The 25,092-nt window shown below is 64.9% G+C and carries 25 protein-coding genes, 4 pseudogenes and 1 riboswitch; of the genes and pseudogenes, 15 read left to right on the top strand and 14 right to left on the bottom strand.

Features of this window, described 5'->3' with window-relative positions:
* The first annotated feature begins 259 nt into the window (after nt 1-259).
* Nucleotides 260-1,489, top strand: coding sequence for a group II intron reverse transcriptase/maturase (gene ltrA, locus ACSKB8_RS44035; RefSeq protein ID WP_438111698.1), 1,230 nt, complete (start codon nt 260-262; stop codon nt 1,487-1,489).
* Nucleotides 1,490-1,873: 384 nt separating this feature from the next.
* On the opposite strand, the gene ACSKB8_RS44040 is transcribed toward ltrA, so the two are convergent.
* Both ACSKB8_RS44040 and pdxH read right to left on the bottom strand, forming a co-directional pair.
* Complete coding sequence (locus ACSKB8_RS44040) at nt 1,874-2,626, bottom strand: SDR family NAD(P)-dependent oxidoreductase (RefSeq protein ID WP_128939757.1); 753 nt, start codon at nt 2,624-2,626, stop codon at nt 1,874-1,876.
* A gap of 38 nt (nt 2,627-2,664) precedes the next feature.
* Nucleotides 2,665-3,306, bottom strand: coding sequence for a pyridoxamine 5'-phosphate oxidase (pdxH, locus tag ACSKB8_RS44045; protein ID WP_128935310.1), 642 nt, complete (start codon nt 3,304-3,306; stop codon nt 2,665-2,667).
* Nucleotides 3,307-3,419: 113 nt separating this feature from the next.
* On the opposite strand from pdxH, the gene ACSKB8_RS44050 reads away from it, so the two are divergent.
* Together ACSKB8_RS44050 and ACSKB8_RS44055 are read left to right on the top strand one after the other, a co-directional pair.
* Nucleotides 3,420-3,827 carry an RT0821/Lpp0805 family surface protein gene (locus tag ACSKB8_RS44050; protein ID WP_164934631.1) on the top strand — a complete coding sequence of 136 codons (408 nt, stop codon included), beginning with the start codon at nt 3,420-3,422 and terminating at the stop codon, nt 3,825-3,827.
* 108 nt (nt 3,828-3,935) lie between these two features.
* Nucleotides 3,936-4,902: pseudogene (locus ACSKB8_RS44055) on the top strand (DnaJ C-terminal domain-containing protein).
* A 322-nt stretch (nt 4,903-5,224) separates the two neighbouring features.
* Here the strand turns inward: ACSKB8_RS44055 and ACSKB8_RS44060 are convergent.
* Both ACSKB8_RS44060 and ACSKB8_RS44065 read right to left on the bottom strand, forming a co-directional pair.
* Nucleotides 5,225-5,994, bottom strand: a pseudogene (locus ACSKB8_RS44060) (anti-sigma factor family protein).
* Between the two features lie 103 nt (nt 5,995-6,097).
* Nucleotides 6,098-6,586 carry a sigma-70 family RNA polymerase sigma factor gene (locus ACSKB8_RS44065; protein WP_091893603.1) on the bottom strand — a complete coding sequence of 163 codons (489 nt, stop codon included), beginning with the start codon at nt 6,584-6,586 and terminating at the stop codon, nt 6,098-6,100.
* Between the two features lie 171 nt (nt 6,587-6,757).
* Here ACSKB8_RS44065 and fabI point away from each other — a divergent pair, with 171 nt between their 5' ends.
* From fabI to ACSKB8_RS44085, 4 genes are all read left to right on the top strand, one after another.
* Nucleotides 6,758-7,567, top strand: coding sequence for an enoyl-ACP reductase FabI (gene fabI, locus ACSKB8_RS44070; protein ID WP_128935306.1), 810 nt, complete (start codon nt 6,758-6,760; stop codon nt 7,565-7,567).
* 73 nt (nt 7,568-7,640) lie between these two features.
* Nucleotides 7,641-8,240 carry a histidine phosphatase family protein gene (locus ACSKB8_RS44075; RefSeq protein ID WP_438111699.1) on the top strand — a complete coding sequence of 200 codons (600 nt, stop codon included), beginning with the start codon at nt 7,641-7,643 and terminating at the stop codon, nt 8,238-8,240.
* Between the two features lie 124 nt (nt 8,241-8,364).
* Complete coding sequence (aroC, locus tag ACSKB8_RS44080) at nt 8,365-9,453, top strand: chorismate synthase (RefSeq protein ID WP_370984947.1); 1,089 nt, start codon at nt 8,365-8,367, stop codon at nt 9,451-9,453.
* 114 nt (nt 9,454-9,567) lie between these two features.
* Nucleotides 9,568-10,758, top strand: coding sequence for an adenylate/guanylate cyclase domain-containing protein (locus ACSKB8_RS44085; RefSeq protein ID WP_438111700.1), 1,191 nt, complete (start codon nt 9,568-9,570; stop codon nt 10,756-10,758).
* A gap of 3 nt (nt 10,759-10,761) precedes the next feature.
* On the opposite strand, the gene clpS is transcribed toward ACSKB8_RS44085, so the two are convergent.
* From clpS to ACSKB8_RS44110, 5 genes are read right to left on the bottom strand one after another with little or no spacing between them, the layout of a single operon-like run.
* Entirely contained in the window at nt 10,762-11,067 is a 306-nt protein-coding gene (gene clpS, locus ACSKB8_RS44090) for an ATP-dependent Clp protease adapter ClpS (protein ID WP_091893614.1), read from the bottom strand.
* Between the two features lie 43 nt (nt 11,068-11,110).
* On the bottom strand, nt 11,111-11,452 hold the full coding sequence (locus ACSKB8_RS44095) for a DUF190 domain-containing protein (RefSeq protein WP_091893616.1): 342 nt from the start codon (nt 11,450-11,452) through the stop codon (nt 11,111-11,113).
* 2 nt (nt 11,453-11,454) lie between these two features.
* A complete protein-coding gene (gene crcB / locus ACSKB8_RS44100; protein ID WP_438111701.1) occupies nt 11,455-11,883 on the bottom strand; it encodes a fluoride efflux transporter CrcB in 429 nt (142 codons plus the stop codon).
* A gap of 6 nt (nt 11,884-11,889) precedes the next feature.
* A complete protein-coding gene (gene crcB / locus ACSKB8_RS44105; protein WP_438111702.1) occupies nt 11,890-12,279 on the bottom strand; it encodes a fluoride efflux transporter CrcB in 390 nt (129 codons plus the stop codon).
* A gap of 19 nt (nt 12,280-12,298) precedes the next feature.
* The gene (locus tag ACSKB8_RS44110; protein ID WP_438111703.1) at nt 12,299-13,507 is read right to left on the bottom strand and encodes an MFS transporter; all 1,209 of its coding nucleotides are present in this window, start codon (nt 13,505-13,507) and stop codon (nt 12,299-12,301) included.
* A 128-nt stretch (nt 13,508-13,635) separates the two neighbouring features.
* A riboswitch (Fluoride riboswitch) is annotated at nt 13,636-13,712 on the bottom strand.
* Between the two features lie 248 nt (nt 13,713-13,960).
* Here ACSKB8_RS44110 and ACSKB8_RS44115 point away from each other — a divergent pair.
* A complete protein-coding gene (locus ACSKB8_RS44115) occupies nt 13,961-14,824 on the top strand; it encodes a DUF1194 domain-containing protein (RefSeq protein WP_438111704.1) in 864 nt (287 codons plus the stop codon).
* A 178-nt stretch (nt 14,825-15,002) separates the two neighbouring features.
* A complete protein-coding gene (locus ACSKB8_RS44120) occupies nt 15,003-15,638 on the top strand; it encodes a hypothetical protein (RefSeq protein WP_438111705.1) in 636 nt (211 codons plus the stop codon).
* A gap of 12 nt (nt 15,639-15,650) precedes the next feature.
* Here the strand turns inward: ACSKB8_RS44120 and ACSKB8_RS44125 are convergent, their stop codons facing one another.
* The 3 genes and pseudogenes from ACSKB8_RS44125 to ACSKB8_RS44135 all read right to left on the bottom strand — a co-directional run bounded on the left by ACSKB8_RS44125 (nt 15,651) and on the right by ACSKB8_RS44135 (nt 17,263).
* Nucleotides 15,651-16,079, bottom strand: a complete 429-nt coding sequence (locus ACSKB8_RS44125; RefSeq protein WP_438111706.1) for an enoyl-CoA hydratase/isomerase family protein — start codon at nt 16,077-16,079, stop codon at nt 15,651-15,653.
* Nucleotides 16,080-16,152: 73 nt separating this feature from the next.
* Nucleotides 16,153-16,431, bottom strand: a pseudogene (locus tag ACSKB8_RS44130) (enoyl-CoA hydratase-related protein); the annotation flags it as partial.
* Nucleotides 16,432-16,435: 4 nt separating this feature from the next.
* Nucleotides 16,436-17,263, bottom strand: coding sequence for a nucleotidyltransferase domain-containing protein (locus ACSKB8_RS44135; RefSeq protein WP_438111707.1), 828 nt, complete (start codon nt 17,261-17,263; stop codon nt 16,436-16,438).
* 109 nt (nt 17,264-17,372) lie between these two features.
* Here ACSKB8_RS44135 and ACSKB8_RS44140 point away from each other — a divergent pair, with 109 nt between their 5' ends.
* Complete coding sequence (locus ACSKB8_RS44140; RefSeq protein ID WP_438111708.1) at nt 17,373-17,972, top strand: hypothetical protein; 600 nt, start codon at nt 17,373-17,375, stop codon at nt 17,970-17,972.
* On the opposite strand, the gene ACSKB8_RS44145 is transcribed toward ACSKB8_RS44140, so the two are convergent.
* Together ACSKB8_RS44145 and ACSKB8_RS44150 are read right to left on the bottom strand one after the other, a co-directional pair.
* The gene (locus tag ACSKB8_RS44145) at nt 17,969-18,322 is read right to left on the bottom strand and encodes a hypothetical protein (protein WP_438111709.1); all 354 of its coding nucleotides are present in this window, start codon (nt 18,320-18,322) and stop codon (nt 17,969-17,971) included. The two genes, ACSKB8_RS44140 and ACSKB8_RS44145, sit on opposite strands and share 4 nt — an antisense overlap.
* Before the next feature lie 827 nt (nt 18,323-19,149).
* Nucleotides 19,150-20,058: an FCD domain-containing protein gene (locus tag ACSKB8_RS44150; protein WP_438111710.1), complete on the bottom strand. Its 909-nt coding sequence runs from the start codon at nt 20,056-20,058 to the stop codon at nt 19,150-19,152.
* A gap of 89 nt (nt 20,059-20,147) precedes the next feature.
* On the opposite strand from ACSKB8_RS44150, the gene ACSKB8_RS44155 reads away from it, so the two are divergent.
* The 5 genes and pseudogenes from ACSKB8_RS44155 to ACSKB8_RS44175 all read left to right on the top strand — a co-directional run bounded on the left by ACSKB8_RS44155 (nt 20,148) and on the right by ACSKB8_RS44175 (nt 25,084).
* Nucleotides 20,148-21,083 carry a hydroxymethylglutaryl-CoA lyase gene (locus ACSKB8_RS44155; RefSeq protein ID WP_438111711.1) on the top strand — a complete coding sequence of 312 codons (936 nt, stop codon included), beginning with the start codon at nt 20,148-20,150 and terminating at the stop codon, nt 21,081-21,083.
* Nucleotides 21,080-22,294, top strand: a complete 1,215-nt coding sequence (locus ACSKB8_RS44160) for a CaiB/BaiF CoA transferase family protein (RefSeq protein ID WP_438111712.1) — start codon at nt 21,080-21,082, stop codon at nt 22,292-22,294. Before ACSKB8_RS44155 ends, ACSKB8_RS44160 begins: the two co-directional genes overlap by 4 nt.
* A gap of 212 nt (nt 22,295-22,506) precedes the next feature.
* A pseudogene (locus ACSKB8_RS44165) lies at nt 22,507-23,385 on the top strand (ABC transporter substrate-binding protein); the annotation flags it as partial.
* A complete protein-coding gene (locus ACSKB8_RS44170; RefSeq protein ID WP_438111713.1) occupies nt 23,382-24,230 on the top strand; it encodes an ABC transporter ATP-binding protein in 849 nt (282 codons plus the stop codon). The pseudogene ACSKB8_RS44165 and the gene ACSKB8_RS44170, both read left to right, overlap by 4 nt.
* Before the next feature lie 2 nt (nt 24,231-24,232).
* On the top strand, nt 24,233-25,084 hold the full coding sequence (locus ACSKB8_RS44175; protein WP_438111714.1) for an ABC transporter permease: 852 nt from the start codon (nt 24,233-24,235) through the stop codon (nt 25,082-25,084).
* Nucleotides 25,085-25,092: the final 8 nt, after the last annotated feature.

Here is a 25,092-nt window from a genome sequence, read left to right on the forward strand (position 1 = left end):
CTTGCACCTGAAAGGGTGACGAGGGTTGCAAGGCCTTCGGAGCGAGAAGTCAGCAGAGGCCGTAGTAGCGGCTTAAAGCCGTGAAGGGCCGAACGATGGGAAGGGCGAAACGCCCACAAACCTCGGGGGAATTATGCCACAGAAGCCGGAAGCCCCGGACGCACGATCGACCGCTGCGGTGAAGCCGCAGCGGCCGGCCGGGCGCGTGGAAGCGCCCCTGACTGGAAGTGGAGACGAGCGCCCAGGAAGCAGCGATCTGATGGAGAAGGTGTGTGAACGCCAGAACCTTCAGGCCGCACTGAAGCGTGTTCGGCAGAATGCGGGCAGTCCCGGCATCGACGGGATGACGGTGGAGGAGCTACCTAACCATCTGCGCGTGCACTGGCCGCTCCTGCGCGAGAAATTGCTCGCGGGGCAGTACCAGCCGCAGCCAGTGAAGCGGGTGGCGATCCCGAAGCCCGGCGGGGGCGAGCGCGAGCTCGGCATCCCCACCGTGCTCGACCGGTTCATCCAGCAGGCCCTGCTGCAGGTTCTGCAACCGCAGTTCGACCCAACCTTCTCGGATGCAAGCTATGGCTTCCGGCCCGGACGGAGTGCGCACGACGCGGTGCGTCGCGCGCAAGCCTATGTGCAGGAAGGCCGCAGCTTCGTGGTGGATATCGACCTGGAGAAGTTCTTCGACCGGGTCAACCACGACATCCTGATGGGAAGGCTGGCCAAACGGATCGCGGACCGTCGGGTGCTGCGGCTGATCCGCCGCTACCTCAATGCGGGCGTGCTCGCAGACGGGGTGGTGATCGAGCGGGGTGAGGGGACGCCGCAAGGCGGTCCGCTGTCTCCGCTATTGGCCAACGTGCTGTTGGACGAAATCGACAAGGAGCTGGAGCGGCGCGGGCATGCCTTCGTCCGCTACGCCAACGATCTGAACGTCTACGTTCGGACGCAGCGTTCGGGCGAGCGGGTGATGACCTCACTGCGCAAGCTGTTCGGGAAGCTGAAGCTCCGCGTCAACGAAACCAAGAGCAAGGTACGACGCGCCACGGCATCGAAGTTCCTCGGCTTCTCCTTTTGGGTGGCTGCGGGACGGACGATCAGGCGGCGCGTCGCACCACAGGCCATCGAACGCATGAAAGAGCGCGTGCGCGACATGACCCGGCGCAGTGCCGGACGCAGTCTCGCACAAATGTGCAAGCCGCTCGGCAAGTATCTGACAGGGTGGAAGGGGTACTTCCGCCTTGCAGAGACGCCCGGCGTCTTTGCCGACATCGACGGGTGGATCCGGCATCGTCTGCGGGCGGTTCAGCTCAAGCACTGGAAGAACGGGCATGTCGTCTACCGCGAATTGATCGCGCGCGGCGTACATCCCGACGAAGCCAGGCGAGTGGCCATCAACAGACGGCGCTGGTGGCGCACCTCGAAGGTGGCGCTCAACAAAGCGTTGCCAAATGAACGCTTCAGACGGCTGGGAGTCCCCTCCCTCGCAAGCTAACCTCAACCCATCGAACCGCCCGGTGCGGACCCGCATGCCGGGTGGTGTGGCAGGGGACGTGGAGCCAAACTCCACGCCTCTATGCCGATCGCCCTCTTGGCTTCGAGGGTGGAGAGATGAAACAAAGCTCGGGCGAAATACGCCGCGAGAATGCGAACGCATGTCTGCAGCCACAACTCGCTGTCATCGCCCGGCTTGACCGGGCGATCCAGTACGCCGAAGCGGCAGTGATGAATCGAGAAGCCGCGGCGTACTGGATTCCCCGCCGGAGCCTGTCATCGGGCCCGCCGAAGGCGAGACCCGGTGGCGGGGAATGACAGTGGAGATTGGAGTGCGAGCCGTCGCCTCATGCTCGGTCATTGCGAGTGCAGCGACGAGAGTGGATCAAACGTGCTGGCCGCCGTTGATGTGGATCTCGGCGCCGTTGACGTAGGAGCTGGTGTCCGTGCACAGCACATAGATGATCTTGGCGACCTCGTCGGGTGTGCCGAGCCGATGCATCGGGATCTGCTGCTCGACGATCTTCTCGGTGCCGGGCGACAGGATCGAGGTGTCGATCTCGCCGGGCGCGATCGCGTTGACGCGCACGCCGATGCGGCCGAAGTCGGAAGCCATTTCGCGCGTCAGCGCGGCGAGCGCGGCTTTCGACGTCGCGTAGGCGGCGCCCGCGAAGGGATGCACGCGCGAGCCCGCGATCGAGGTGACGTTCACGACCGATCCCCTGGCCGCTTTCAATTCCTCGATCAGCCCGCGCGCCATCATGATCGGCGCGAAGAAGTTGACGTTGAAGACATGCGTCCAGGTGTCGAGATCGGTGTCGACCGAGCCGAGCCGCGCGCCGCCCGCGCCCTTCGGCGAGATCGCGGCGTTGTTGACCAGCGCATGCAGCGTGCCACCCTCGAGCCGGCGGCGGATCTCGGTGATCGCGCGCGCGGTATCCTCGGGATCGCCGAGGTCGACCTGGATGTGGTCCTCGGGGCCTGCGTCCCACGGGCAGTCCTCCGGGAAAGCATGCCGTGAACAGGTGATGACGCGCCAGCCGGCCGAGGAGAAACGGATCACGGTGGCGTGGCCGATGCCGCGGCTGGCTCCGGTCAGGAGCAGCGTACGACGCGGCACATTGGACGAATGCGGCATGGACATCTTTCAGGTCGGCCAAAAGCTAAAGACAAGGCTCAAGGATACATCCGCGTCTTGGACCATTTCTGGCCGGCCGCGTCACGGCGAAATTCGATGCGGTCGTGCAGGCGGAATGGGCGGTCGTGCCAAAACTCGATGCGCACCGGCGTGATGCGCCAGCCGCTCCAGCCCGGCGGCCGCGGCACCTCGCCGATGACGTATTTGGCCGCGACTTTCGCGATGGCCTGTTCGAAGGCAAAGCGGCTCTCCAGCGCCTCGGATTGCTTGCTCGCCCAGGCGCCGATCTGGGCCTGCTTGGGGCGGGTGGCGAAATAGGCATCGGCCTCGGCGTCGGTCACCGGCGTCACGTTGCCGCGGATGCGGACCTGCCGGCGCAGCGACTTCCAGTGAAAAAGTAATGCTGCCTTAGGATTTGCGGCGAGTTCGCGGCCCTTCTGGCTGGCGATGTGGCTGTAGAAGACGAAACCCTCGGTATCGAAACCCTTCATCAGCACCATGCGCACGTCCGGAAGCCCATCAGGGTCGACGGTCGCGAGCGCCATCGCGTTCGGATCGTTCGGCTCGCTCTTGATCGCCTCGTTCAGCCAGGACTCGAACAATGCAAATGGCTCGTCGGCGGCGGTGAAATCACCGGATGTTAAGGGTGTCTGGTGTTTCATCGAGGTCGTGTCGGTCATGTCTGGAGTCCGAGTTGCGTCCCGCGGCCCAAAACGCGCTATTGTCCGCTACCGCCCTATATAGGGCATGGGGACGCGTTGGCCTATCGGTGATCCGTCCGTCCGGCTTCGTCATGACGATGATTCTAATCGGGCTTGGTGCCGGCGGTTGCAGCTTTTCGCGCAACGACAGCAGTGCCTATGCCAAGGCCGACGACAGCGACCTGACCGGATCGATCGCGCGGCCGGCGAAGGACGCCCCGCCGACCGAGACCGATCTCGCCTTCGCCCGCAACGCCGCCTCCGACGTCCTCAGCAAGGGCGACAAGGATTCCAGCCAGCACTGGGAGAATCCGGAGACCGGGGCGCGCGGCTCGGTCACCCCGATCGCCCAATCCTATGCCGCCGAAGACGGCCGCAAGTGCCGCGACTTCCTGGCGAGCTACGTCAACGGCAATACCGAAAGCTGGCTCCAGGGCGCCGGCTGCCAAAGCAGCCGTGGCCGTTGGGAGATTCATACGCTAAAGCCGTGGCGGAGCTAGGATCCGGCGCGGGCCCTAGTTGCAAAAATGCCACTCTCTCCCCACATGATCTGCAGGTGGGGCGGGGAGCCCTTTGAACAATTCGATTCCGTGAAGGAGACGTGACGGATGCGCGACCCCTATGAGGTCTTGGGGGTGCCGCGGAGCGCCAACGCTGCCGCCATCAAGAGCGCCTATCGCAAGCTTGCCAAGAAGCATCATCCCGACAGCAACAAGGGTGACCCGAAGGCTGCCGAGCGCTTCGCCGAGATCAACTCGGCCAACGAGATTCTCGGCGACGAGGACAAGCGCAAGCAGTTCGACCGCGGCGAGATCGACGCCGAAGGCAAGCCGCGCTTCCAGGGCTTTCCGGGGGGCGGCGGGCCGCGCGGGCGCGCGGGCCCCGGCGGGTTCGAGAGCTATACGTTCCGGAGCGGCGGTGCGGGTGGTAGCCCGGGCGGCGGCGCGTTCGAGGATATCCTCAACAGCATGTTCGGCGGTGGGATGCGTGGCGCGCGGCCCGGGGCCGGGGGCGGCGCCCAATTCGACTTCGACACCGGCGGGATCGGGCTCGATCTCGACGTGAACGTTGCCATGTCCGTCTCTCTGGAAGAGGCGGTCAAGGGCGGCGAGAAGCGTGTTCGGCTGCCCACGGGCAAGGAGCTGAACGTCGAGATTCCGGCCGGCGTCACCGAGGGCCAGCAGATCCGGCTGAGGGGGCAGGGCGAAAGCGCGCAGGGCCATCCGCCCGGCGATCTCCTGATCACCATCAACATCGCGCCCCACCCCCACTTCAAGGTTGAAGGCGCCGACTTGCGGATCGATCTGCCGGTCACGCTCTATGAGGCGGTGCTCGGCGGCAAGGTCCGCGTCCCCACCCTCGGCAATGCCGTGGAGCTCTCGGTCCCGAAAAACACCTCCAGCGGCCGAACCTTCCGCCTCAAGGGCAAGGGACTGCCGAAGGCCGGTGGAACCGGAGACCTCTTCGTCGTCATCAGGATTATGCTACCGGACGGGAACGATGCCGAGCTTGAAGTCATTGATGGAAAAGTGGCGGGACCAACATCCCTACAATCCGCGTAGCGGGCTCGGCTAGGGCGCTATCCGAGGCCGCCTCGACGATCGGAGCATTCTCTTCCTGAAAGGATGATGCTCAACATACGCCTGAAGCGCGGTCGCGCTTCAACGCTGACGTTTGAGGCGTGTCGGCTGTCCGGCGGGGCCGCCGATAAAAAGGTGCGGCCTCGAGAGGGGGACCAGCGCGGTACCAAAAACCCCAATCGAGGCCGCCTGCGTCGATCGGCGGATCGAACGCTGCTCATTTTCGCGTGATCATCCGGTGCGATTCTGAGACGCGTCGATGTCCTGATTCCAAATTTTCGATGTCGGAATCGAGGCATCGCGATAGCGCGGGTTGTCTAGGTACCGTGCTTCTCTGCCTGGTCGTAAACGGCCTGCGCCACCTTGGTCAGCCGGTCGCGGTCGGCGCCGCCGCTGACGACGTAACCGACGCCGCGCTCGGCCCAGAACAGCGCCCCGTCCTTGTCCGTTTTGGCGTAGCGCATCTGCGTCGCGCCGTTCTCGGTCTTGGCCGTGTAGATCGTGTACCGCTCGCCCGAGGCGCCCTCATACATCAGGAACGACGCCGGACCTTCGGCCCCGGCAAGAGCCGGCCGCCGACGAGCTTCAGCCCGCTCGCCTCCAGGTTCGGCGCGAACACGGTCCAGCCGCAGCGCCGGGTCAGCCAGGCCTGGAGATGGTCACGCTCGTTGCCGCCGACCTCGACGGGGTGGCGGACCTCGACGACGTAGAGGCGGTGGGCGTCGAGCGCGTCCGCCGTAAAACTCTGGAAGGTCGAGGGCGCGTTGGCGGCGCCATGCGCGATCCAACCGGTCGTGCCGCCGGCGACGAAAGCAACCAGCACAGCCGCGGCGGCGCCATAGAGCCATTGCCGGGGTCGGCGCTCCAGCCGCTCGAGCTCCAGCCGTGCCGGCACCGGCTCCTGGGCGACGAAGTCGTAGCGGGCGTGCAGCATGTCGGCCATGGCGCGCCAGGACTGCACACGCTCGGCCTCGTCAGGATGGGCGGCAAGCCAGGCCTCGACGTCGGCGCGACGTTCGGCCGGCAGCTCGCCGTCGACATAGGCGTGCAGCTCGTCTTCGGTGATCGGAATGTTGCGGTCGTTCATATCGGTCGTCTCTGGCTCTGCGGCCCAAAATGTCCTTCGTGGCTCAACGCCGCTCGCTCCATCTGCGTGTGGGCGGACAACACGAGATGCATCAGCCCTGCCATCATTTCACCCGCCTGAGCGCCGGGCGCGCGCCCTCGAGCGAGGCTTTGACGTGGGCGCGGGCGCGCGCCAGGCGCGACATCACGGTGCCGATCGGCACGCCCTGAATGTCGGCGACCTCGCGATAGCTCATGCCCTCCAGCATCACCAGCAGCAGCACCGAACGCTGCTCCTCGACCAGCGTCGCCAGCGCCTTCTCGATGTCGCGCCCTTCGGCCTCAGTCCCGCTGGCATCCGGGTTGTTCTCCGTCAGCGGCATGAATTGCGGCCGCCTGGCCAGTGAGCGCCGCCGGTTCTTGTTGAGGTTGGTCAGGATCGTGTAGAGCCAGCTCCTGACGTCGCCCCCGAGGAACAGACGCTCCGAACGCAGCGCGCGTACCAACGTATCCTGTACCAGATCGTCGGCCGCATCCGCATCGCGCGTGAGCGCGCGGGCATAGCGGCGCAACGCCGGGATCATGGTTTCCACACTCTGGCGAAACGCATTCATTGCGGTTTTCACGTCCCGGTGTTCGGCGCGAGCGCCACAACGATCATAACACCCGAATGAAACGGCTATTCCGGTGCTCGAAACAGCGTTAACGCCGCGTATTAGGACTGTACCGCGAAGGAGGGCTGGTGTACCTCCAGACCTTAACCCGCTCGATGGGACGTTGAAAAAATGGCGCAGAATTCAGGTCTGATGCAGGGCAAACGGGGCGTGATCCTCGGCGTTGCCAACAACCGATCGATCGCCTGGGGCATCGCCAAGGCATGCCGCGCGGCCGGTGCCGAGCTCGCCTTCACCTATCAGGGCGATGCGCTGAAGAAGCGCGTCGAGCCGCTCGCCGCGGAGGTCGGCGGTCTCGTGCTCGGCCATTGCGACGTCACGGATGCCGCGACCATCGACGCCGCCTTCGCGGTGCTGAAGGAGAAGTGGGGCAAGATCGACTTCCTGGTGCACGCGATCGCCTATGGCGAGCAGCTCGACGGCCGCTATGTCGACACCACGCAGGAGAACTTTTCGAAGTCGATGCTGATCTCCTGCTATTCGTTTACCGCGGTGGCGCAGCGCGCCGAGAAGCTGATGACGGATGGCGGCTCGCTCATCACGCTCAGCTATTACGGCGCCGAGAAATGGATGCCGCATTACAACGTCATGGGCGTGGCGAAAGCCGCGCTGGAAGCCAGCGTGCGCTATCTCGCCGCCGATCTCGGCGAGAAGAACATCCGCGTCAACGCGATCTCGGCAGGTCCAATCAAGACGCTCGCCGCCTCCGGCATCGGCGATTTCCGCTATATCCTGAAGTGGAACGAGTACAACGCCCCGATGCGGCGCAACGTGTCGACCGAAGACGTCGGCGGCAGCGCGCTGTATTTCCTCTCCGACTTGTCGCGCGGCGTGACCGGCGAGGTGCACCACGTCGATTCCGGCTATCACGTGCTCGGCATGAAGCGCCCAGACGCGCCGGATATCTCACTCGGCGGGTAGAGCATGATCCGGAAAAGTGGGAACCGGTTTTCCGATAAGATCATGCTCGAACAAGACTAGCCTTCGAACCGCAATGCCCGTGCCCACGATCTATTTCCTGCGCCACGGCGAGACCGAGTGGAACGCGCTCGGGCGGCTCCAGGGCGCCCAGGACATTCCACTGAATGCACGTGGCCGTGGACAGGCCGTGCACGCAGCCGGCGTTCTCGCCGATCTGTTGAGGCGCGACGGCAAGGACAAGGCGGCGCTGCCCTACGTGTCGAGCCCACTCGGGCGTGCGCGCCAGACCATGGAACTCGTCCGCCGCAAGCTTGAACTGCCGCTTGCCGATTATTCGCTCGACGACCGCCTGCGGGAGATCGGCTACGGCACCTGGGAGGGGCTGACACTGGCCGAAAGCGAGGCCTCCGATCCCGCGGTCTATGCAAGGCGCCTCGCCGACAAATGGACGGTCGCGCCAATCGGCGGCGAGACCTATGCGGCGGTGCAGCTGCGCATGCTCGATTGGTACGAGTCGCTTCTGGTCGATACCGTCGCGGTCGCCCATGGCGGCACCTGCCGGGCCCTGATGGTGGCTTTGGGCATCGAGACCCCCGCCGGTGCCGCCGAGCTCTATATCGAGCAAGGCGCCGTCTATGTGTTCCGCGACCGGCGGCTGGAGAAGTTTAGTTAGCCTGGAACGCGGTCATTGCGGGTTCGATGCTTCGCATCGCCCCGGAATCACCGAGTGTGTGTTTGACCCGGGTGTTCCCCCGCGTTACCACCACAAGTCAGAACTGACTGACGAGTAGAGACGGATGTCCTTCAACACCTTCGGCCACATGTTCCGCGTCACCACCTTCGGCGAGAGCCACGGCGTGGCGATCGGCTGCGTGGTCGACGGCTGTCCGCCCATGATCCCGCTCACCGAGGCCGACATCCAGGGCGATCTCGACCGCCGCCGGCCCGGCCAGTCGCGCTTCACCACCCAGCGCCAGGAGCCGGACCAGGTGAAAATCCTGTCCGGCGTGATGGCGCATCCGGAGACCGGCGTGCAGGTGACGACGGGCACCCCGATCGGGCTCCTGATCGAGAACACCGACCAGCGCTCGAAGGACTATTCCGAGATCAAGGACAAGTTTCGCCCCGGTCATGCCGACTTCACCTATGAGGCGAAGTACGGCCTGCGCGACTATCGCGGCGGCGGACGTTCCTCGGCGCGCGAGACCGCCACGCGCGTTGCCGCCGGCGCGATCGCGCGAAAAGTGCTGCCCGACGTCAAGGTGCGCGGCGCACTGGTGCAGATCGGCCCGCACAAGATCGACCGCGCCAAATGGGACTGGGACGAGATCGGGAAAAATCCGTTCTTCTGTCCCGACAAGGACAAGGCCGCCTTCTTCGAGACCTATCTCGACGGCATCCGCAAGAGCGGCTCCTCGATCGGCGCGGTGATCGAAGTCGTCGCCGAGGGCGTGCCGGCGGGCCTGGGTGCGCCGATCTATGCCAAGCTCGATTCCGATCTGGCGGCCGCGATGATGACCATCAACGCCGTGAAGGGCGTCGAGATCGGCGCCGGATTTGGCGCGGCCGAATTGACCGGCGAAGAGAACGCCGACGAGATGCGCACCGGCAATGACGGCACGCGCTTTCTCTCCAACCATGCCGGTGGCGTTCTGGGCGGCATCTCCACCGGACAGCCGGTGGTGGTGCGTTTTGCCGTGAAGCCGACCTCGTCGATCCTCCAGCCGCGCCGCACCGTCGATCGCAAGGGCACTGATACCGAGATCGTCACGAAGGGCCGCCATGATCCCTGCGTCGGCATCCGCGCCGTCCCCGTCGGTGAGGCCATGATGGCCTGCGTGCTGGCGGATCACTTTTTGCGCGATCGCGGGCAGGTGGGACGCTAGTTCTTTCACCTCTCCCGTAGGGAGAGGTGAGCACACCGCGGATAACGCGCCCTGTCGCGGTACTAGCCCACCGCGCAGCTTGACGGGCCCACAACTTCGTCCGCAAATGCGGGCATGAACAGCTCCGAGCTCCAGCGCATCTGCAACTGGCTGATCGGCGGTGCCTGGTCGTCGCTAGAGCCGGCCGAGATGATCGCCGATTTCTGCGAACGTCTGGTCGCGGCCGGCCTGCCAGTGTGGCGGTTCGGCATCTTCATCCGCACGCTGCATCCGGAAATCTTCGGCCGCAACTTCATCTGGCGGCAGGGTGGGGAGGTCGAAATCGGCAGCGTCGATTTCGAGATCCTGGAGACGCCCGAATTCGCCCGCAGCCCGCTCCGCATCGTGTTCGAGCAGGGGGTGGAGGTCAGGGGACGCGCGAGCGATCCCGACAGCAAGCGATTTCCGTTCCTCGACGACATGCGCGCCGAAGGCGCGACCGACTATATTGCCGTGCCGGTGCCTTTTCTCGATGGCTCCATCCACGCCACGAGCTGGATCACGCAGTATCCCGGCGGCTTCAGCGACGACGACATCGCGGCGATCCGAAGCATCATAGCGCCGCTCGCGCGCGTCAGCGAGATCATCAGCCTGCGACGCACCGCCGAGATGCTGCTCGACACCTATGTCGGCAACCGCGCCGGCGCACGCATTCTCGGCGGCCAGATCCGCCGTGGACACACCGACACCATGCAGGCGGTGATCTGGCTCTCGGACCTGCGCGGCTTCACTGCGCTGTCGGACCGGCTGCCAGCCGAGACGGTGGTCGCAATCCTCAACCATTATTTCGATTGCCAGGTCACCGCGATCCGGGGCCACGGCGGCGAGGTGTTGAAATTCATGGGCGACGGCCTGCTCGCAGTGTTTCCGATCGACGAATATGTCGGCGATGCCGCCCATGTCTGCGCGCGCGTGCTGGAGGCGGCGCGTGAATCGCGCGCCAGCGTGGAGCAGCTCGCGTTTCCGGTCGGCGATGTCGTCGAGCGCTTCCGCTTTGGCGTCGCGCTGCACATCGGCAACATCCTCTACGGCAATATCGGTGGCGGCAACCGGCTGGACTTCACCTGCATCGGCCCCGCCGTCAATCTCGCGGCCCGGCTGGAGAAGATCACGGGGCGGCTGGGGCGGACCGTTGTGGCCTCGGAAGGTTTTGCCAATGTCTGCCACCACGATTGGCACGAGCTCGGCGAATTTCCGATCGCAGGATTTTCCAAGGCACAGCGCGTGTACGGGCTGGCCGAAGAAACGCACGCGCTGGTGGGCTGAGCTTTATTCCTCCGGCTCCGTCGTGAACAGCAACGGGTAGCCCTTGGCGCGGCCGGCATCGGTGGCACGCGTCGCCTTGGTCTCGGCGACGTCCTTGGTGAACACGGCGACGACGCAGGTGCCCAGCTTGTGCGCGGTGATCATCACCTTGTAGGCCTGATCCTCCGTCATGCGGAATTCGGCCTTGAGCACCATGGTGACGAATTCGCGCGGCGTGTAATCATCGTTGATCAGGATGACCTTGTGCAGCCGCGGCCGCTCGACCTTGGTCTTCGTCCTGGTTTTCGGTGTGGTAACAGTATCGTTCATTCCGCCTCCCGGACACGGCGGGCTCGGGTTCCTGCTGGAGCGATCAGCTCGCGGCCTTCGCACCATATTGTAGGACCTGCACCTTCTCCAAGGTGATCAGGCCGCTCGACATCATGCCATCCAGGATGGGCAGGAATGCGTTGATGTTGTCCTCGCTGTCGACGATCTCGATCAGCAGCGGCAGGTCTTCCGAAAGTCGCAGGATCTTCGAAGTGTGCAGCCGGCTCGATTTGCCGAAGCCCATCGGACCGCGCAGCACGGTGGCACCGGCGAGGTGCCGCTCGCGCGCGGTCATCACGATCGCTTCATAGAGCGGCTTGCCGTCGAAATGGTCGCTCTCGCCGATGAAGATCCGAAGCAAAACGGCCTGAGCGGGGATTTGCATGGTCAACTCCTTGTCAAGCGGTTGTAGCGGCTCGCCATCATATGCCCGAGCCACGCCGACACCAGCCAGCAGATGACGGACGCTGCGACATAGGCAAGTGCCGTGTACTTCAGGCCGCCGTGGAGCAGTCGGAAGGTCTCCAGGCTGAAGGTCGAGAACGTGGTGTAGCCGCCGCAGAACCCGGTCATGACGAACTGCCGGTGCTCCGGACGCGCCAGCATGCGGCCGTCGGGGCCGGTCAGCGCCGCGTAGAAGCCGATGATCAGCGATCCCGTGGCGTTGATGAACAGCGTGGCGAAGGGAAAGCCCGGTCCGGTGTCGAGCGCGAGACCGACCAGATAACGGGTCAGTCCGCCGACGATGCTGCCGGCGGCAACCCAGGCGTAGAGTATCGCGCTACGCCAGCGCTCGGCGGAGGAGGGGACGGCCATGCGCTTCTATCCTCCAAGCCTGTCCGCGAGGAGGAAGCCGCAACTGACGGCTGCAAGGCACAGCCCGACCGAGAGCACGACATTGCCGAGCGCGGAGAGCGGCTCGCCGCTCCGCGCCAGCGTCAGGGTTTGCAGACTGAACGAGGACACCGTGGTGTAGCAGCCGAGAAAGCCGGTCACCGCGAACAGCCAGGGGGTGGGCGTGGCGAAGGCCGAGCCGGGATGGGTCGCGAGCGCGCCGAAAATGCCGATCAGGAAGGCGCCGGTGACATTGATGGTCATGGTGCCCCACGGAAACGTCTCGCCCAATCGCCGCGCGATCGCGCCGGACACGAAATAGCGCGCACAGCCGCCGAGCACGCTACCCATCATGATCGCAAGCACCCCACTCAGCACGACGAAAGCCTCCCCGTCATCATTCTTGCTCCGCTGCCAGACCGTTGCCGACGGCAAGCAGCCCCATGAGCGAGATCAGGGCAAAGCCGAGTCCCGCCAGGAACGTGCCTGCCGGACCATAGGCATCCCACAACGCGCCGGCGATCACGCTCGCAGCCAGCAGGGCCAGGCCCGTGAGCAGGTTGAAATAGCCGAATGCGGTGCCGCGCAGGCTCGGCGGCGCGGCATCGGCGACGAGGGCCGAGAGCAGGCCTTGCGTCAGCCCCATATGCAGCCCCCACAGCACGACGCCGAGCGCGAGGCCTGCAAGGCTCGGGAGCAGTGCCAGCGCGAGGTCGGCGCCGGCGAGGAAGACCAGGCCGAGCGCGAGCAGGCCGGTGCGGTTGATCCGGTCCGACAGCACGCCGGCGGGATAGGCCGACAGCGCATAAGTGACGTTCATCAGCACCAGCACCGCCGGCACCCACATCGGGTTGAGCCCGATGTTCTGCGCGCGCAGGATCAGGAAGGCCTCGCTGAAGCGCGCCAGCGTGAACACGACACCGACCGCGACGACGCGCCAGTAGACTGCCCCGAGCTGCTGCATCGCGGCAAGATTGAGCGGGTTCGTTGCAGGTTTTCGGTTCGGATCCGGCTCCGGCTCGTGCACGGCGAAGGCGATCAGGCCGAAGGACAGAAAGGCCGGCAGCACTGCCACCCAGAACACGATCGTAAAATTGTCAGCCGTCCACCACATCATGCCGATGGCCGCGAGCGGCCCGACGAAGGCGCCGATGGTGTCGAGCGATTGCCGCAGGCCAAAGCTCGCGCCGCGCAGGCCGATGGGAGCGATGTCGGCGATCAGCGCATCGCGCGGCGCGCCGCGAATGCCCTTGCCGACGCGGTCGATGAAGCGTGCCGCCACCAGCCATCCGACGCTCGGGGCGAGCGGAAACAGCGGCTTGGTGAAGGCGGCCAGCCCGTAGCCGAGCGCGGCGAGCAGCTTGCGGCGGCCGAGCCAGTCCGACAACGCGCCGGAGAAGATCTTCGTGATCGAGGCGGTCGCCTCGGCAATGCCCTCGATGAAGCCGACCGTGAGCGTGGAGGCGCCGAGCGCGGTGACGAGATAGACCGGCAGCAGCGCATGGATCATCTCGGAGGAGATGTCCATCAGCATCGAGACGAAGCCGAGCACCCAGATTCCCCTGGGTAAGGTGGCGCGCGCAGCATTCGGTGTCGTCGTGGTCACGTCTTCACTTTCTCCTGGCCTTGGCTTGCTGGCCCAGTTTCCTGCCTTCGCCACCAGGCAACAAAAAACCCGCCATCGGCGGGTCGGTCCATGCTCCCACCAAAGGCAGAGGCTCAAAGATTGCCCCACCTCAAGCAGGAGTCATCAGCCCAGTACGATCATCGACCGCCGGGCGGTTGTCGGGGACTCCATCCCCATCTGTGCATCCAGCCTAGCATGGAAATTGCGGCGGACAAGTGGGCCGGCCGCGCTGTCCCTAGGCGTCATTCTGCGCGCGTCGCGAGCTCTGGAACGACGGTGCCGGTCTCGCTGTGTGTTCCAGTCGCGCGAAGCGAGGCAACACGGCGGCGAGCACGTCGTTCCTAACTCGAATGTGAAGCGCAAGCGATCTTCGCACTTTGCGGCAAGGCGATTGCATGTCACCATCGCGTCATACGACGGGAGACCGCTGCGATGCGCTTGCTGTTCTCGATCGGGGCTGTGCTGGTGGCCGGCGTGCTTGCCGGAGGGGACGTCGCGGGCATCGCGGCGCCAGGACCTAAATTCGAGCCGCTTGAGAATCAGCCGCAGCGGCTGGCTGCCGACAAGGATGCACAGACGGTCGACGTCGAACTGATCCTCGCGGTCGACGTCTCCTACTCCATGGACATGGACGAGCTCGCGGTCCAGCGCGAAGGCTACGCGCTGGCGATCCAGTCCAAAGAATTCCTCCAGGCGCTGAAGCTCGGTCCGAACGGCCGGATCGCGGTAACCTATTTCGAGTGGGCCGCCTCCAGCGACCAGAAGATCATCATCCCCTGGCGCCTGATCGACGGCCCCGAGACCGCGGATGCGGTTGCCGCCGAGATCATGAAGACGCCGATCCGGCGTGCCTCGCGCACCTCGATCTCCGGCGCGATCACGTTTGCGATGCCGCTGTTCGACGAGGATCCATATCGGGGCTTGCGTCGCGTGATCGACATTTCCGGTGACGGCCCCAACAACAATGGCATCCCGGTCACGGTGGCGCGCGATGCCGCGCTCGAGAAGGGCATCGTCATCAACGGTCTGCCGATCATGGTCAAGGAGCCGTCCTATTCGACCATGGATATCGACAATCTCGACTTCTACTACGAGGACTGCGTCATCGGCGGTCCCGGCTCTTTCGTCATCACGATCAAGGATCGCGACAAGTTCAAGGAAGCGATCCGCACCAAGCTGCTGATGGAGGTCGCTGGCCGCATGCCGGAGCGCCCCGTGATGCGGGTTGCGGACAAGGAGCCGCGCGTCAGTTGCATGATCGGCGAGAAGATCTGGTCGGACCGCTGGGGCCGTTAATAGCGCACGCCGGTTGGGACCTTTCGCCTCATCTCGCCCGACGGTTGAATTTAACCGCTCGTTAACCGGCACATGGCCCTAATCCGGTTGTTTCAGTTCGTTTCCGATCGCAGTTTTGACTTTGCTGTCGGGCGCGCGAACGAGAGCGGGTTCGTCGAACCCGTCCACCGAGCAGACCATGGCCATCGTCACGTCGAGCACCAGCCAGATTTCTCCCGCCAACGAGCGGCTGTATCACCAGAGCGCGCTGCTTGGTGACTGGAAGGGCAATTGGGTGGGCAACAACCAGCCCGTCGGCTTCAAGGTCGTGAACATCCGCGGTGCCCGGGCGCAGGTCGAGTACACCCATAACGGCCACACCGAGCGCGGCTTTGCCGAGGTCAAGGGCACGCTCATCACCTTTGGCGGGGTCACGGTCGGCACCAAGGACGGCAAGAACATGGTGCTGCTGTTCTCCTTCGGGGGCGCTGGCAAGCAGACCGCGAACCTCGAGAAGCAGGACCCGCCGGCTTCCGACAGCCGCCTCATGGGAAGCTGGGGCGGCTATTCCAGCGAGAACGGCAAGAGCGCGAGCTTCAAGGTGCTCTCGGTCAACGGCAAGGAAGCCCAGGTCAGCGTCACCACCGACGGCGTCACCCGCCAGGGCACCGGCACCGTCTACAAGAACGTCATCATGTTCGGCCAGGCGCAGATCGCAACCGATGACGGGCAGAACGGCAAGATCATCTACCAGGTCGGCACGAAATCCTTCATGGTGCCGGTGACGAAATATCCGCCGGCCAACTCCTCGTCTTCGGTCGACAAGACCGCCTGAAAGCTGCCGTCCTCACCATTTCGGCGGCCGCTTCTCCACGAACGCTCTCAAGCCCTCCTGCGCCTCATCCGACGTCGCGACATTGCAGAAATCGTCGACGGCGCTTGCAATGCTGCGCCGATAGTCGAGATCGATCTGGCGCATGAAGGCGGCGCGGCCCATCCGTAGCACCGCCGCCGATTTTCCCGCGAACTGCGCCGCGAGCCTTGCGACCTCGGCCTCGAGCTCCGCGTCGGCGACGACGCGGTTGACCACGCCGAGCTCGCGCGCCTCCGCGGCGCTGAAGACGCGGCCGGTGAACAGCAGATCGAAGGCGCGGTGACGTCCGACGATCCGCGGCAGATGGGCATAGTGGATCGCCGGGATGACGCCGACGTCGATCTCGGGATAGCCGAACGTCGCGCTCTCGGCCGCCAGCACCACATCGCAGGACACTGCCATGGTCATGCCGCCGCGCCGCACCGCCGACGGCGGCGATCGACGGTTTGCCGAGCCGATACTGCGCGTCGTAGAGGTCGATATAGAGCGCCTGGAGGAATTCGCGGATCTCGGCGCCGGGCTTGCCGAGCAGGATGTCGAGATCGAGGCCGGCCGAGAAGCGCTTAGGGATAGCGCTCGCCAGCACGACCACGCGCGCCTCCGGATCGTCCGCGGCGCGGCGGAGCGCCGCGACCACCGCGCGGATCACCTCGAGGCTCAGCGCGTTGACGGGCGGGCGGCGCAGCGTGATGCGGGCGATGTTGCCTGCAAATTCGTAAGTGACGGGACTATCCGATGTCACCGGGTTCTCCATGCTTTCAAGATGTCAGCACCTTCAGCTGCCGGTCGATCCTGCGCAAGGCCTCGCAAGCGGGCGCAAAGGTGCCGTCGCCGATCAGCCGCCAGACCTCGTTTGCCTGCTCCTCCAGTTGCGGAATCGTCAGCGGCAAGCCAGCCGCCTCCTGGAGCGCGCCCTTTTCGTTGATGAGATAGCGTTCGTTCAGGGCGAACAGCACCTGCGCAATGCAGGCGAGCGATCTGTAGAGGCATCCCGCGATGTGGGTCCGCTCGTCACGTGCCGCCGCGAGCTCGGCATTTTCGATGCTGAACAGGACTTCCCACTGGAAGCGCCGGATCAGGGCGCGGCGCAGAGCCTGCGGATACGGAAGCGCGATTGATTTGAGATGAACGATCAAACCCTTCGGGTCGTGCAGAGGCTGACAATACGCGATCTCGCCCATCCAGATGGCCGAGCAGAAGCCATGCGGATGGCCGGGCTGATAATCCATGGTGACCACGCCGGCGCGGCTGGATTCCATCGCCGCTTCGACCGCGTCGGCGTTGCGATAGAGCAGGTCGACCTTGCGGCCTTCCACTGAAAGCCAGGCGCCGCCGACGATCCACGGACCCCATTCGCCGACCGGCGTCACGGTCGTGGCTGCGGGATCGTCGGCGATGTCTTTTGCGGCGGCCAGCAACCGTTCGGTATCCAGCGGGATCGCCGTCTTGAAATAGAGGCCGACATCGTAGTCCGACGTGAAGTGCCCGCTGCCCCGTGCGCGCGAGCCGCCGAGAACGACAGCCTCGACGCCCGGTACCCCGGCAAAGGCGGACGTCAGGCGCGTGAGCAGCGGATCGTGGGGCATCAGCTGGAGCTCTCCGGGAGGCTCGGGGCCGTGACGTCGGCGCGGTCGCACCGCTGGCATTGGTGATGTCCGAGGAGTATAATTTGCAAAACTCTCAACGGTAACCTGGATGTTCAACTTCCCACGTTCACGCGCTCTTGCAACTCTCGCCGTGCTCTGCCTCACCGGCGCACCGGCTCATGCGCAAGTTGCGCCGCTGAGATATTGGATTCCCGGCGGGCCTTTCGGCCTCAGTGGTGGTGCCGAGCAGAGTTCCGATACTTACGGCGGCTTCTCGAGCTTCAATGCCGGCGATGCGGGTTGGCGTACCAGCTATGCGAACGGTTTCTTCGTCGGCAGCGAGCGCGGCAATTTTGGTCTGAGCGGCTTCAATCAGGCCGGCTCGGCCGGCAATTTCAGCGCGCTGTCCTATGACAGCACGCAGTTCGGCTACAACACCAAGACGGCGGGCGGCATCCCCGTCACGTTCTTCGCCGGCTTCGACACGCTGAAATTCGGCAACGGCATCGGCAGCTCGCTGGCGCCGCTGACCTCCAGCGCCACGCCCGGTTATGGCGCGTTCGCGGGTGTCGAGTTCAAGCCGACCTCCAATCTCAGCCTGTCGTTCGGTGCCGGATTCATCCAACAGCAATCGGGACGCATGGACAGCGACATCAACTCCTCGATGCTGCCCGGCGAGTCGCCGGCGCTGGGCGGCTTGCGTCGTTAGAATTGCATCACCAGCTCTGGTGGACGTCGCAGCGATTTCGGCAGGTTCGGGCCGGTCCCGAAGCGCATCACGATGTCGGGGCGCCGTTCGCCCAGCCCGAGCCGCGTCGCAAATTGCGGCCTCAGCGCTGCCACCTCGACCGGCTGGTTGACGAAGGAATATTTTAGTCCCAACGCGGTCGCCTGCAAGCCGAAACGCTGACAGGCGCGGCCGACCGCGATCCAATGCCACTTGTCGCTGCGATCGGCAGCGAGCACGATGACGCCCGCAGAGCTTTCGAGCTCTTCGCGGTATTTCTTGTTTTCCCGCTCTCGGTGAAGAAGAGTTTCAGAAGCGGTCGCGCCGCCCATGAAGGCAGCGACGGGTTTCCCGACGCGGGCGAGAACAACCCGTCCATGGTCGCGAGCGCCTCCGCCTCGTTGAAGCGGATCCAGCTGACGAGCTCGCGCATGAAGGCCTTGTCGCGCATTTGCGCCGAGTTGCCTTCGAGCACATAGTCGGTGACCTCAGCGATCGCGGCGCGTTCGGTCATCAGGATCGCCGCGACGTTCGGTTCGCGACAGGCGTTCTCGAGCCGGCGCAAGATCTCCGGTGTGGCCGGCCTGCCGTCGAAGGTCGCACGGGTGCATTGCCTGACGGGAATCGCAGCGGCCAGCTCCGATGCTGCCGGCGGGGCCTCTTCGAGCGTGATCACGATCCGGTCGCCATCGACGAACGGAGTGGCGTGCCAACCCAGTGTGGAAGCTGCGAGGATGAGGTTTTCCGCAGCGCAGCCGAGACTGACGAAGAGATGATGGTCATCCGGATCGACGGCCGGACAGCGGCGCGCGAAGTCGGGGGCAATTACGATTTCGTTGCCGAGCGCAGAGAAGATCCACGGCTGGGTGTTGTGGCTGTTGGCCGCCAGGGTCGCAAATCGGACGAGCTCGCGATCCCTCGGCCTGGCTTGAAGTGGGGCCCGTGATGCATCCACCGCCTCGTCGTAGGTCATCGTTGCTCCTGCAGCAGGCGAGCCGCTGACCGCAGCCGCGGACCACCCGAGCGCGGTTGTGATGAACTGCCGTCGGTTGAACACGAACGTCCGCTCCCTGCCGATGCGCAGGGACGCGTTAGCACCAACAGACGCGAGAGCGATTGACCGGAATCAAGCTGGGATGGCAGCAATTTGGTTCGCGCATCACGACAAGCCCGCCACCAGCGGGCGTTGCAGGTGCCGGGCCATCAGGTCGGCCGCCTCAGTGTAGCGCCGCGTCTCCAGGACGTCGAGCAGGCGCAGATGCTCGCGCACGTGCCGCCGCATGCCGTCGCGGTCGGCGAAGCTGCGATAGGCGAACAGGCGTCTGATCGAGTTCACGCGCTTGAGCGCGTCGAGAAAGAAGGGATTGCCGGCGCCGCGGATGATCTCTTCGTGGAATTCGCAGCCGGAGTGAAAGATCTCGCCGATCGTCATCTTTTCGAGCTCGCCTTCGAAGACGCGTTGTTGGCGCTCGCGCAAGCGTACGATCACCTCCTGCGGCAGCGCAAAGCCCGGCTGCGCGATCGCCGCCGGCTCGATCACCGCGCGAAATGCCTTGGCCTTGGCCTGGGCTTCGGAATTCGAGACCGTCTCGGCAAAGCGCCAGCCATAGCCGGGCAGGCGCGCGATCCAGCCCTCGGCGGCGATCCGGTCCAGCAGCCGTTGTAGCTCGGCCCGGCTGAGGCCATAGCGGCGCATCAGCTCGGCCTCGGTGACGTCGGCCGGCAGCCGCGTTGCGAGCACGTCGCCTGCGATGGTCGCATAAACCTGCTCGTTGCGCCTGACCGCCGCGAGCGCGGGTTGGGCGGCGCCGCTGGTGGGATTCTTTGCCAGCACAAAGCCGCGATGCGGCTCGCCGCGTGCCAGCCCCGCTGCTTCCAGAGCCTTCAGGCCGAGCCGGATCGGCGCGCGTGAAAGGTCCAGCGCATCCGCAAGCCTTTGTTCGATCAGGCGGTCTCCGACCTTCATGCCTTCGCGCCGGGCCAGCGCCATGATCAGGCCGGCGAGGTGCTCGGCGCGCTCGGAACCGTTTTTGACGCTGCGCTGTCGGGAACTGTCGGATGCGATCATTGCAGTGCACGCAAGTTTTGGGCTTGACAGACTGTCCCATGGATTGTTCTTTTATGCAACAATATACAATCGGCCCAGGGAGAGCCACGATGGCGCGCGCGCCCGATGTCCACATTTGCGAGGTTGCTCCCCGCGATGGTCTCCAGAATCTGGACATCTTCGTTCCGACCGAAGCCAAATGCGCGCTGATCGACACGATCGCGGCCGCCGGCGTGCGCGAGATCGATGCCGGATCCTTCGTCCCGCCAAAGGTCGTGCCGCAATTCGCCGACGTCGATGCGGTGATGGCGCATGCGCTCACACACAAGTCCGCAACCATCGGCGCGCTGGTGCCGAACCCGAAGGGCGCCGAGCGCGCCATCGCAGCAGGCGTCAACGCCGTCTATTTCGTCATCTCGGCAAGCGAGACGCACAACCGCGCCAATGTGCGCCGCACGATAGAAGAGCAGCTCGACGGCTTTCGCGCGGTCCGCGCCGCGATCGACGCCCGGCCGGTGGACCAGCGGCCGCAACTGATGGGCGCGATCTCCACCTCCTTCGGTTGCTCGTTGGAGGGCGCGGTGAGCGAGGCGGCCGTGTGCCGTGTGGCACGCGCTTTTGCCGAAGCCCGCGCCGACGAGATCGGGCTTGCCGACACCGTCGGCTATGCGACGCCCAAATCGATCGGGCAGATCGTCGTGGCCGTGCGTCGCGAGGTCGGGCCGCAAATGACGCTGCGACTGCATCTGCACGACACGCTCGGTGCGGGCCTTGCCAATGCCGTCGCCGGCCTCGAAGCGGGCATCCGCCGTTTCGACGCCGCGGTGTCCGGCCTCGGCGGCTGTCCTTTTGCACCCGGTGCGCGTGGCAACATCGTCACCGAGGATCTCGTGTTCATGCTGGAGCGCATGGGATTCTCTACCGGCATCGACCTCGACCGCCTGATGCAAACGCGCGATATTCTCGCCCGCCATATCCCGGCAAAACATTTGACGGGGCATCTGCACGAGGCCGGCATCCCCAAGGTCCTGCGGAGCGCGGCATGACCAGGGCTGCGTGTGAGACTGCATCGGAGCTTCGTCCGCTGGCAGGCCTGCGGGTCATCGAGTTCAGCCAGATGGTGATGGGGCCGAGCTGCGGCTTGATCCTCGCCGATCTCGGCGCCGACGTGATCAAGGTCGAGCCGCCCAAGGGCGACCGCACTCGGTACTTCAAGGGGCCCGCCGCCGGCTTCTTCGCGACCTACAGCCGCAACAAGCGCAGCATCGCGCTGGATACGTCGACCGCGGAAGGCCAGAACATCGCACGCAGGCTGATCGAGAACAGCGACGTCCTGATCGAGAATTTCCGGCCGGGCCTGTTGAAGCGGATCGGCCTCGACTACGAGAGCGTCGCGGCCTTTGCACCACGCCTGATCTATTGCTCGCTCAAAGGCTATTTGCCCGGGCCTTACGAGAATCGCCTCGCGCTCGACGAGGTCGTGCAGATGATGGGCGGCCTCGCCTACATGACCGGCTTGCCCGATCGGCCCATGCGCGCGGGCGCCTCGGTCAACGATGTCATGGGCGGAATGTTCGGCGTGATCGCAATTCAGGCTGCGCTGGCCGAGCGGCAGCGGACCGGCCGGGGTCGCTACATCCAGAGTGCGCTGTACGAGAACAACGTGTTCCTGATGGCGCAGGCCATGATGTGCGAGGTGGTCAGCGGCCAGCCCTCGATCCCGTATTCGATCAAGGACAGCCCATGGCCGGTTTATGATCTCTTCGATACCCGGGACGGCTCGAAACTATTCGTCACCATCGTCGGTGAAGAGCAATGGGCGGCGTTCTGCCGCGCCTTCGATCGCGAAGCCTGGCTCGTTGATCCGCGCTTTGCAACGAGCAACGACCGCGTCGATCATCGCGGCTGGCTGATCCCCGAGATCGCGAAGATCTTCAAGCAATGGGACAAGGCCGATCTCGCCGCGCGTCTCGAGCAGCTCGATCTGCCCTACGCGCCGGTGAACAAGCCCGGCGATCTCTTCGATGATCCGCATCTCAACCAGTCCGGCGGCCTGACCGATATTCGGCTGCCCGACGGCGGCGAGGCCAAGACGCCGCTCTTGCCGATTTCCATGGACGGAAGGCGCCTGCCCAACCGCTACGATCCACCCGAGATCGGCGAACACAGCGGCGAGATCCTGAGCGAGATCGGCATGTCGCCGAATGAGATCGAAACGCTGCGACAAGCAGGGACGATCAAGGTCGCGCCGTCCTGACCGATCGGCGCAATCGAACAAAGAAACCAAGGGAGGAGGAGCACATGAGCATTACCAGGCGCCAGGCGCTGATCGCAGGCTCCGCATGGGCCGGCGCATCGCTGCTGCCGGGCAGCTGCGCGCCGAGGCCAAGCAGGTCTCGCTCGCCTTCGGACCGGTGTCGCCGGTCTATGCCATCGGCATGATCGCGGAGCTGAAGGGGTACTTTAGCGACGAAGGGACTCGATTCCAAGCTCGTCACCGGCAATGCCGGCACGTTCGGTCGCCAGACCCTGGCGGCGGGGCAGGCGCTGTTCGCCCATGGCGATGCCAGCCATCCGCTCCAGCTCGGCGCGCGTGGCAAGCCCTGCAAGATCCTGCTCGCGACCGAGATGGTGTGCTCCTACGCCAGCATCATGGTCCGGCAGGACCTCTACGACGCCGGCATCAATTCGGTCGAGAAGCTCGCGGACTACAAGCGCCCCGATGGCGCCAAGCCGATCGTCGCCGCGACCGCCATCGGGTCGGGCACCTGGGTGTTCGGCACTTATGTGTTCGAAGCGCGCGGGCTCGGCGGCAAGGTGAACTGGGTCGCGGGCGGCGGGACCAACACCATGTTCCCCTCGCTCCAGACCAAGCAGTTCGACGCCATCATGGCGCCGCCGAGCTGGATCGTCGAGGTCGAGAAGAAGGGCTTTGGCCGGACGATCTACGACACGTCCAAGCCCGGCGTGTTTGAGAAGGATTTCGGCGGGACGCTGCCCGTGCTGGTGATCTACACGCTCCAGGACACGATCGAGCAGGACAAGGCGATGGTGCAGGCCTATGTCAATGCGATCCATCGCGCGATGGCTTTCGTGAAGGCGACGCCGCTCGCCGAGGTGCAGGCGCTGGTCACGCCGAAATATTTCTCGGGCATCGATCCCGACGCGGTCAGCGCCGAGCTCGGCTTCGACAAGTCGACCTGGGCCTATGACGGTGTGATCGACAAGCCCGCGTTCGAACGTGGCGCCAAGCCCTGGTACCGCAAGGGAACTGATATTCCCGAGACCAGATACGAGGATGTCGTCGACATGAGCTTCCTCCAGGCAGCCAGGGCGAAATACAAATGATCGCCGCGCCAGGTCAGGGCCTCGCGCTCGCGCGAGACGAGGATCAAATAGCGGCGGCGCGCACCCGCATTGCCGTGCAGGGGCTCGCCAAGCGATTCAACGCGTCCGGCCGCGAGTTCGTGGCGGTGGATGACGTCTCCTTCGAGGTCAAGCAGGGCGAGTTCGTCGCGTTGCTCGGTCCCTCCGGCTGCGGCAAGAGCACCATCCTCAACATGGTCGCGGGGCTGTTGCCGCGCTCTGGCGGACGCATCCTGATCGACGAGGACACGGTCGAGACCGGCAAGGTCAACCCCAGGGTCGGCTATGTCTTCCAGCGCGATACGCTGTTTCCCTGGCGAACCGTGGAGCAGAACATCGGCTATGGGCTGGAGATCGCGGGACTGCCGAAGACCGAGCGCGCAGGGCGCGTCGCTTCGGCGGTCGAAAAGGCCGGGCTCTCGGGTTTTGCGCAGAGCTTTCCACGCATGCTGTCCGGCGGCATGCGCCAGCGCGTCGCCTTGATGCGCACCCTGATCCTGGAGCCCGAGATTCTGCTGATGGACGAGCCGTTCGGCGCGCTCGACACTCACACCAAGCTGGAGATGCACAAGACGCTGCTGGAGATCTGGGAACGCGAGCGGCAGACCGTGCTGTTCGTGACGCACGATCTCGGCGAAGCTTTGACACTGGCGAGCCGCATCATCCTGCTCTCGGCGCGGCCCGGCCGTCTCAAGGAAGACTTCGACGTCGCCATCCCGCGTCCGCGCGATCCCGTGGCCGTGCGCGAGACCGCCGAGTTCGGCCGTCTCTATTCCCACATCTGGCATTCGCTCGGCGAAGAGTTCCGCCGCACCAGGGCCGACTGACCATGTCCAACAGCCGCACCGTCATCCTGTTCTGGCAACTGGCCATTCTCGCGGCCGTTCTCGTCATCTGGCAGTGGGGCTTTGAATGGAGCAAGGCGCTGCTGCCGAAGGCCTACGTACCGAAGATCCTCGATCCCTATTTCGTCGCCAAGCCGTCGCTGATCTGGCAGAGCTTCCTGCGGCTTGGCTGCTTTGCCGATACCAGCGGCTTTGCCGCCTGCATCAAGGCCAACGACAACAATCTGTGGCTTGCAACGCTCGTCACGCTGAAGAACACCTGGTGGGGATTCCTGTTCGGATCTGCGAGCGGCATCGCGGCTGGCCTGATCCTCGGCCGTTCGGATTTCCTGGCCCGCGTATTCGGGCCCTACATCGTGGCATTCAATTCGATACCGCGCATCGCGCTGGTACCGCTCGTCATCCTGATCTTCGGACTCGGCGATCTCTCCAAGATCGCGACCGCCTGGCTCGTCGTGTTCTTCGTGGTGTTCTTCAACACCTTCGAGGGGACGCGTGCGGTCGACCGCGACCAGATCGCCGCCGCCCGTCTGCTCGGCGCCAGCGAATTCACCGTGCTGCGCACGGTCGTGATCCCGTCCGCGCTCGCCTGGGTGTTCGCTTCGCTGCTGCCGGCGGTGTCCTTTGCGCTGATCGGCGTCATCGTCGGCGAATTCATCGGTGCCGAGCGCGGCCTTGGCAAGCTCATCATCGAAGCCGAGGCGCGGGCCAATGCCAGCGAGATGATGGTCGCCATCTTCGTCATGATGTTCGTCGGCATCCTGCTGGCGATCGCGGTGCGTTCGCTCCAGTCCTACCTGCTGCGATGGCAACCGCAATTCGAGCCGTCGGCTTAGCGATCCGA

Source organism: Bradyrhizobium sp. BR 1432 (assembly GCF_051547705.1).
GTDB lineage: Bacteria > Pseudomonadota > Alphaproteobacteria > Rhizobiales > Xanthobacteraceae > Bradyrhizobium > Bradyrhizobium zhanjiangense.

Excerpts from the sequence above, each read along its gene's own strand:
- crcB (WP_438111701.1), bottom strand. The coding sequence starts at position 11,883 with ATGGCCGTCCCCTCCTCCGCCGAGCGCTGGCGTAGCGCGATACTCTAC.
- aroC (WP_370984947.1), top strand. The coding sequence starts at position 8,365 with ATGTCCTTCAACACCTTCGGCCACATGTTCCGCGTCACCACCTTCGGC.
- fabI (WP_128935306.1), top strand. The coding sequence starts at position 6,758 with ATGGCGCAGAATTCAGGTCTGATGCAGGGCAAACGGGGCGTGATCCTC.
- ACSKB8_RS44155 (WP_438111711.1), top strand. The coding sequence starts at position 20,148 with ATGGCGCGCGCGCCCGATGTCCACATTTGCGAGGTTGCTCCCCGCGAT.
- ACSKB8_RS44135 (WP_438111707.1), bottom strand. The coding sequence starts at position 17,263 with ATGCCCCACGATCCGCTGCTCACGCGCCTGACGTCCGCCTTTGCCGGG.
- ACSKB8_RS44175 (WP_438111714.1), top strand. The coding sequence starts at position 24,233 with ATGTCCAACAGCCGCACCGTCATCCTGTTCTGGCAACTGGCCATTCTC.
- ACSKB8_RS44150 (WP_438111710.1), bottom strand. The coding sequence starts at position 20,058 with ATGATCGCATCCGACAGTTCCCGACAGCGCAGCGTCAAAAACGGTTCC.
- ACSKB8_RS44140 (WP_438111708.1), top strand. The coding sequence starts at position 17,373 with ATGTTCAACTTCCCACGTTCACGCGCTCTTGCAACTCTCGCCGTGCTC.
- ACSKB8_RS44125 (WP_438111706.1), bottom strand. The coding sequence starts at position 16,079 with ATGGCAGTGTCCTGCGATGTGGTGCTGGCGGCCGAGAGCGCGACGTTC.
- ACSKB8_RS44120 (WP_438111705.1), top strand. The coding sequence starts at position 15,003 with ATGGCCATCGTCACGTCGAGCACCAGCCAGATTTCTCCCGCCAACGAG.
- ACSKB8_RS44085 (WP_438111700.1), top strand. The coding sequence starts at position 9,568 with ATGAACAGCTCCGAGCTCCAGCGCATCTGCAACTGGCTGATCGGCGGT.
- clpS (WP_091893614.1), bottom strand. The coding sequence starts at position 11,067 with ATGAACGATACTGTTACCACACCGAAAACCAGGACGAAGACCAAGGTC.
- ACSKB8_RS44065 (WP_091893603.1), bottom strand. The coding sequence starts at position 6,586 with ATGAATGCGTTTCGCCAGAGTGTGGAAACCATGATCCCGGCGTTGCGC.
- ACSKB8_RS44170 (WP_438111713.1), top strand. The coding sequence starts at position 23,382 with ATGATCGCCGCGCCAGGTCAGGGCCTCGCGCTCGCGCGAGACGAGGAT.
- ACSKB8_RS44075 (WP_438111699.1), top strand. The coding sequence starts at position 7,641 with ATGCCCGTGCCCACGATCTATTTCCTGCGCCACGGCGAGACCGAGTGG.
- ACSKB8_RS44040 (WP_128939757.1), bottom strand. The coding sequence starts at position 2,626 with ATGCCGCATTCGTCCAATGTGCCGCGTCGTACGCTGCTCCTGACCGGA.
- pdxH (WP_128935310.1), bottom strand. The coding sequence starts at position 3,306 with ATGACCGACACGACCTCGATGAAACACCAGACACCCTTAACATCCGGT.
- ltrA (WP_438111698.1), top strand. The coding sequence starts at position 260 with ATGGAGAAGGTGTGTGAACGCCAGAACCTTCAGGCCGCACTGAAGCGT.
- ACSKB8_RS44050 (WP_164934631.1), top strand. The coding sequence starts at position 3,420 with ATGACGATGATTCTAATCGGGCTTGGTGCCGGCGGTTGCAGCTTTTCG.
- ACSKB8_RS44145 (WP_438111709.1), bottom strand. The coding sequence starts at position 18,322 with ATGGGCGGCGCGACCGCTTCTGAAACTCTTCTTCACCGAGAGCGGGAA.
- ACSKB8_RS44115 (WP_438111704.1), top strand. The coding sequence starts at position 13,961 with ATGCGCTTGCTGTTCTCGATCGGGGCTGTGCTGGTGGCCGGCGTGCTT.
- ACSKB8_RS44095 (WP_091893616.1), bottom strand. The coding sequence starts at position 11,452 with ATGCAAATCCCCGCTCAGGCCGTTTTGCTTCGGATCTTCATCGGCGAG.
- ACSKB8_RS44160 (WP_438111712.1), top strand. The coding sequence starts at position 21,080 with ATGACCAGGGCTGCGTGTGAGACTGCATCGGAGCTTCGTCCGCTGGCA.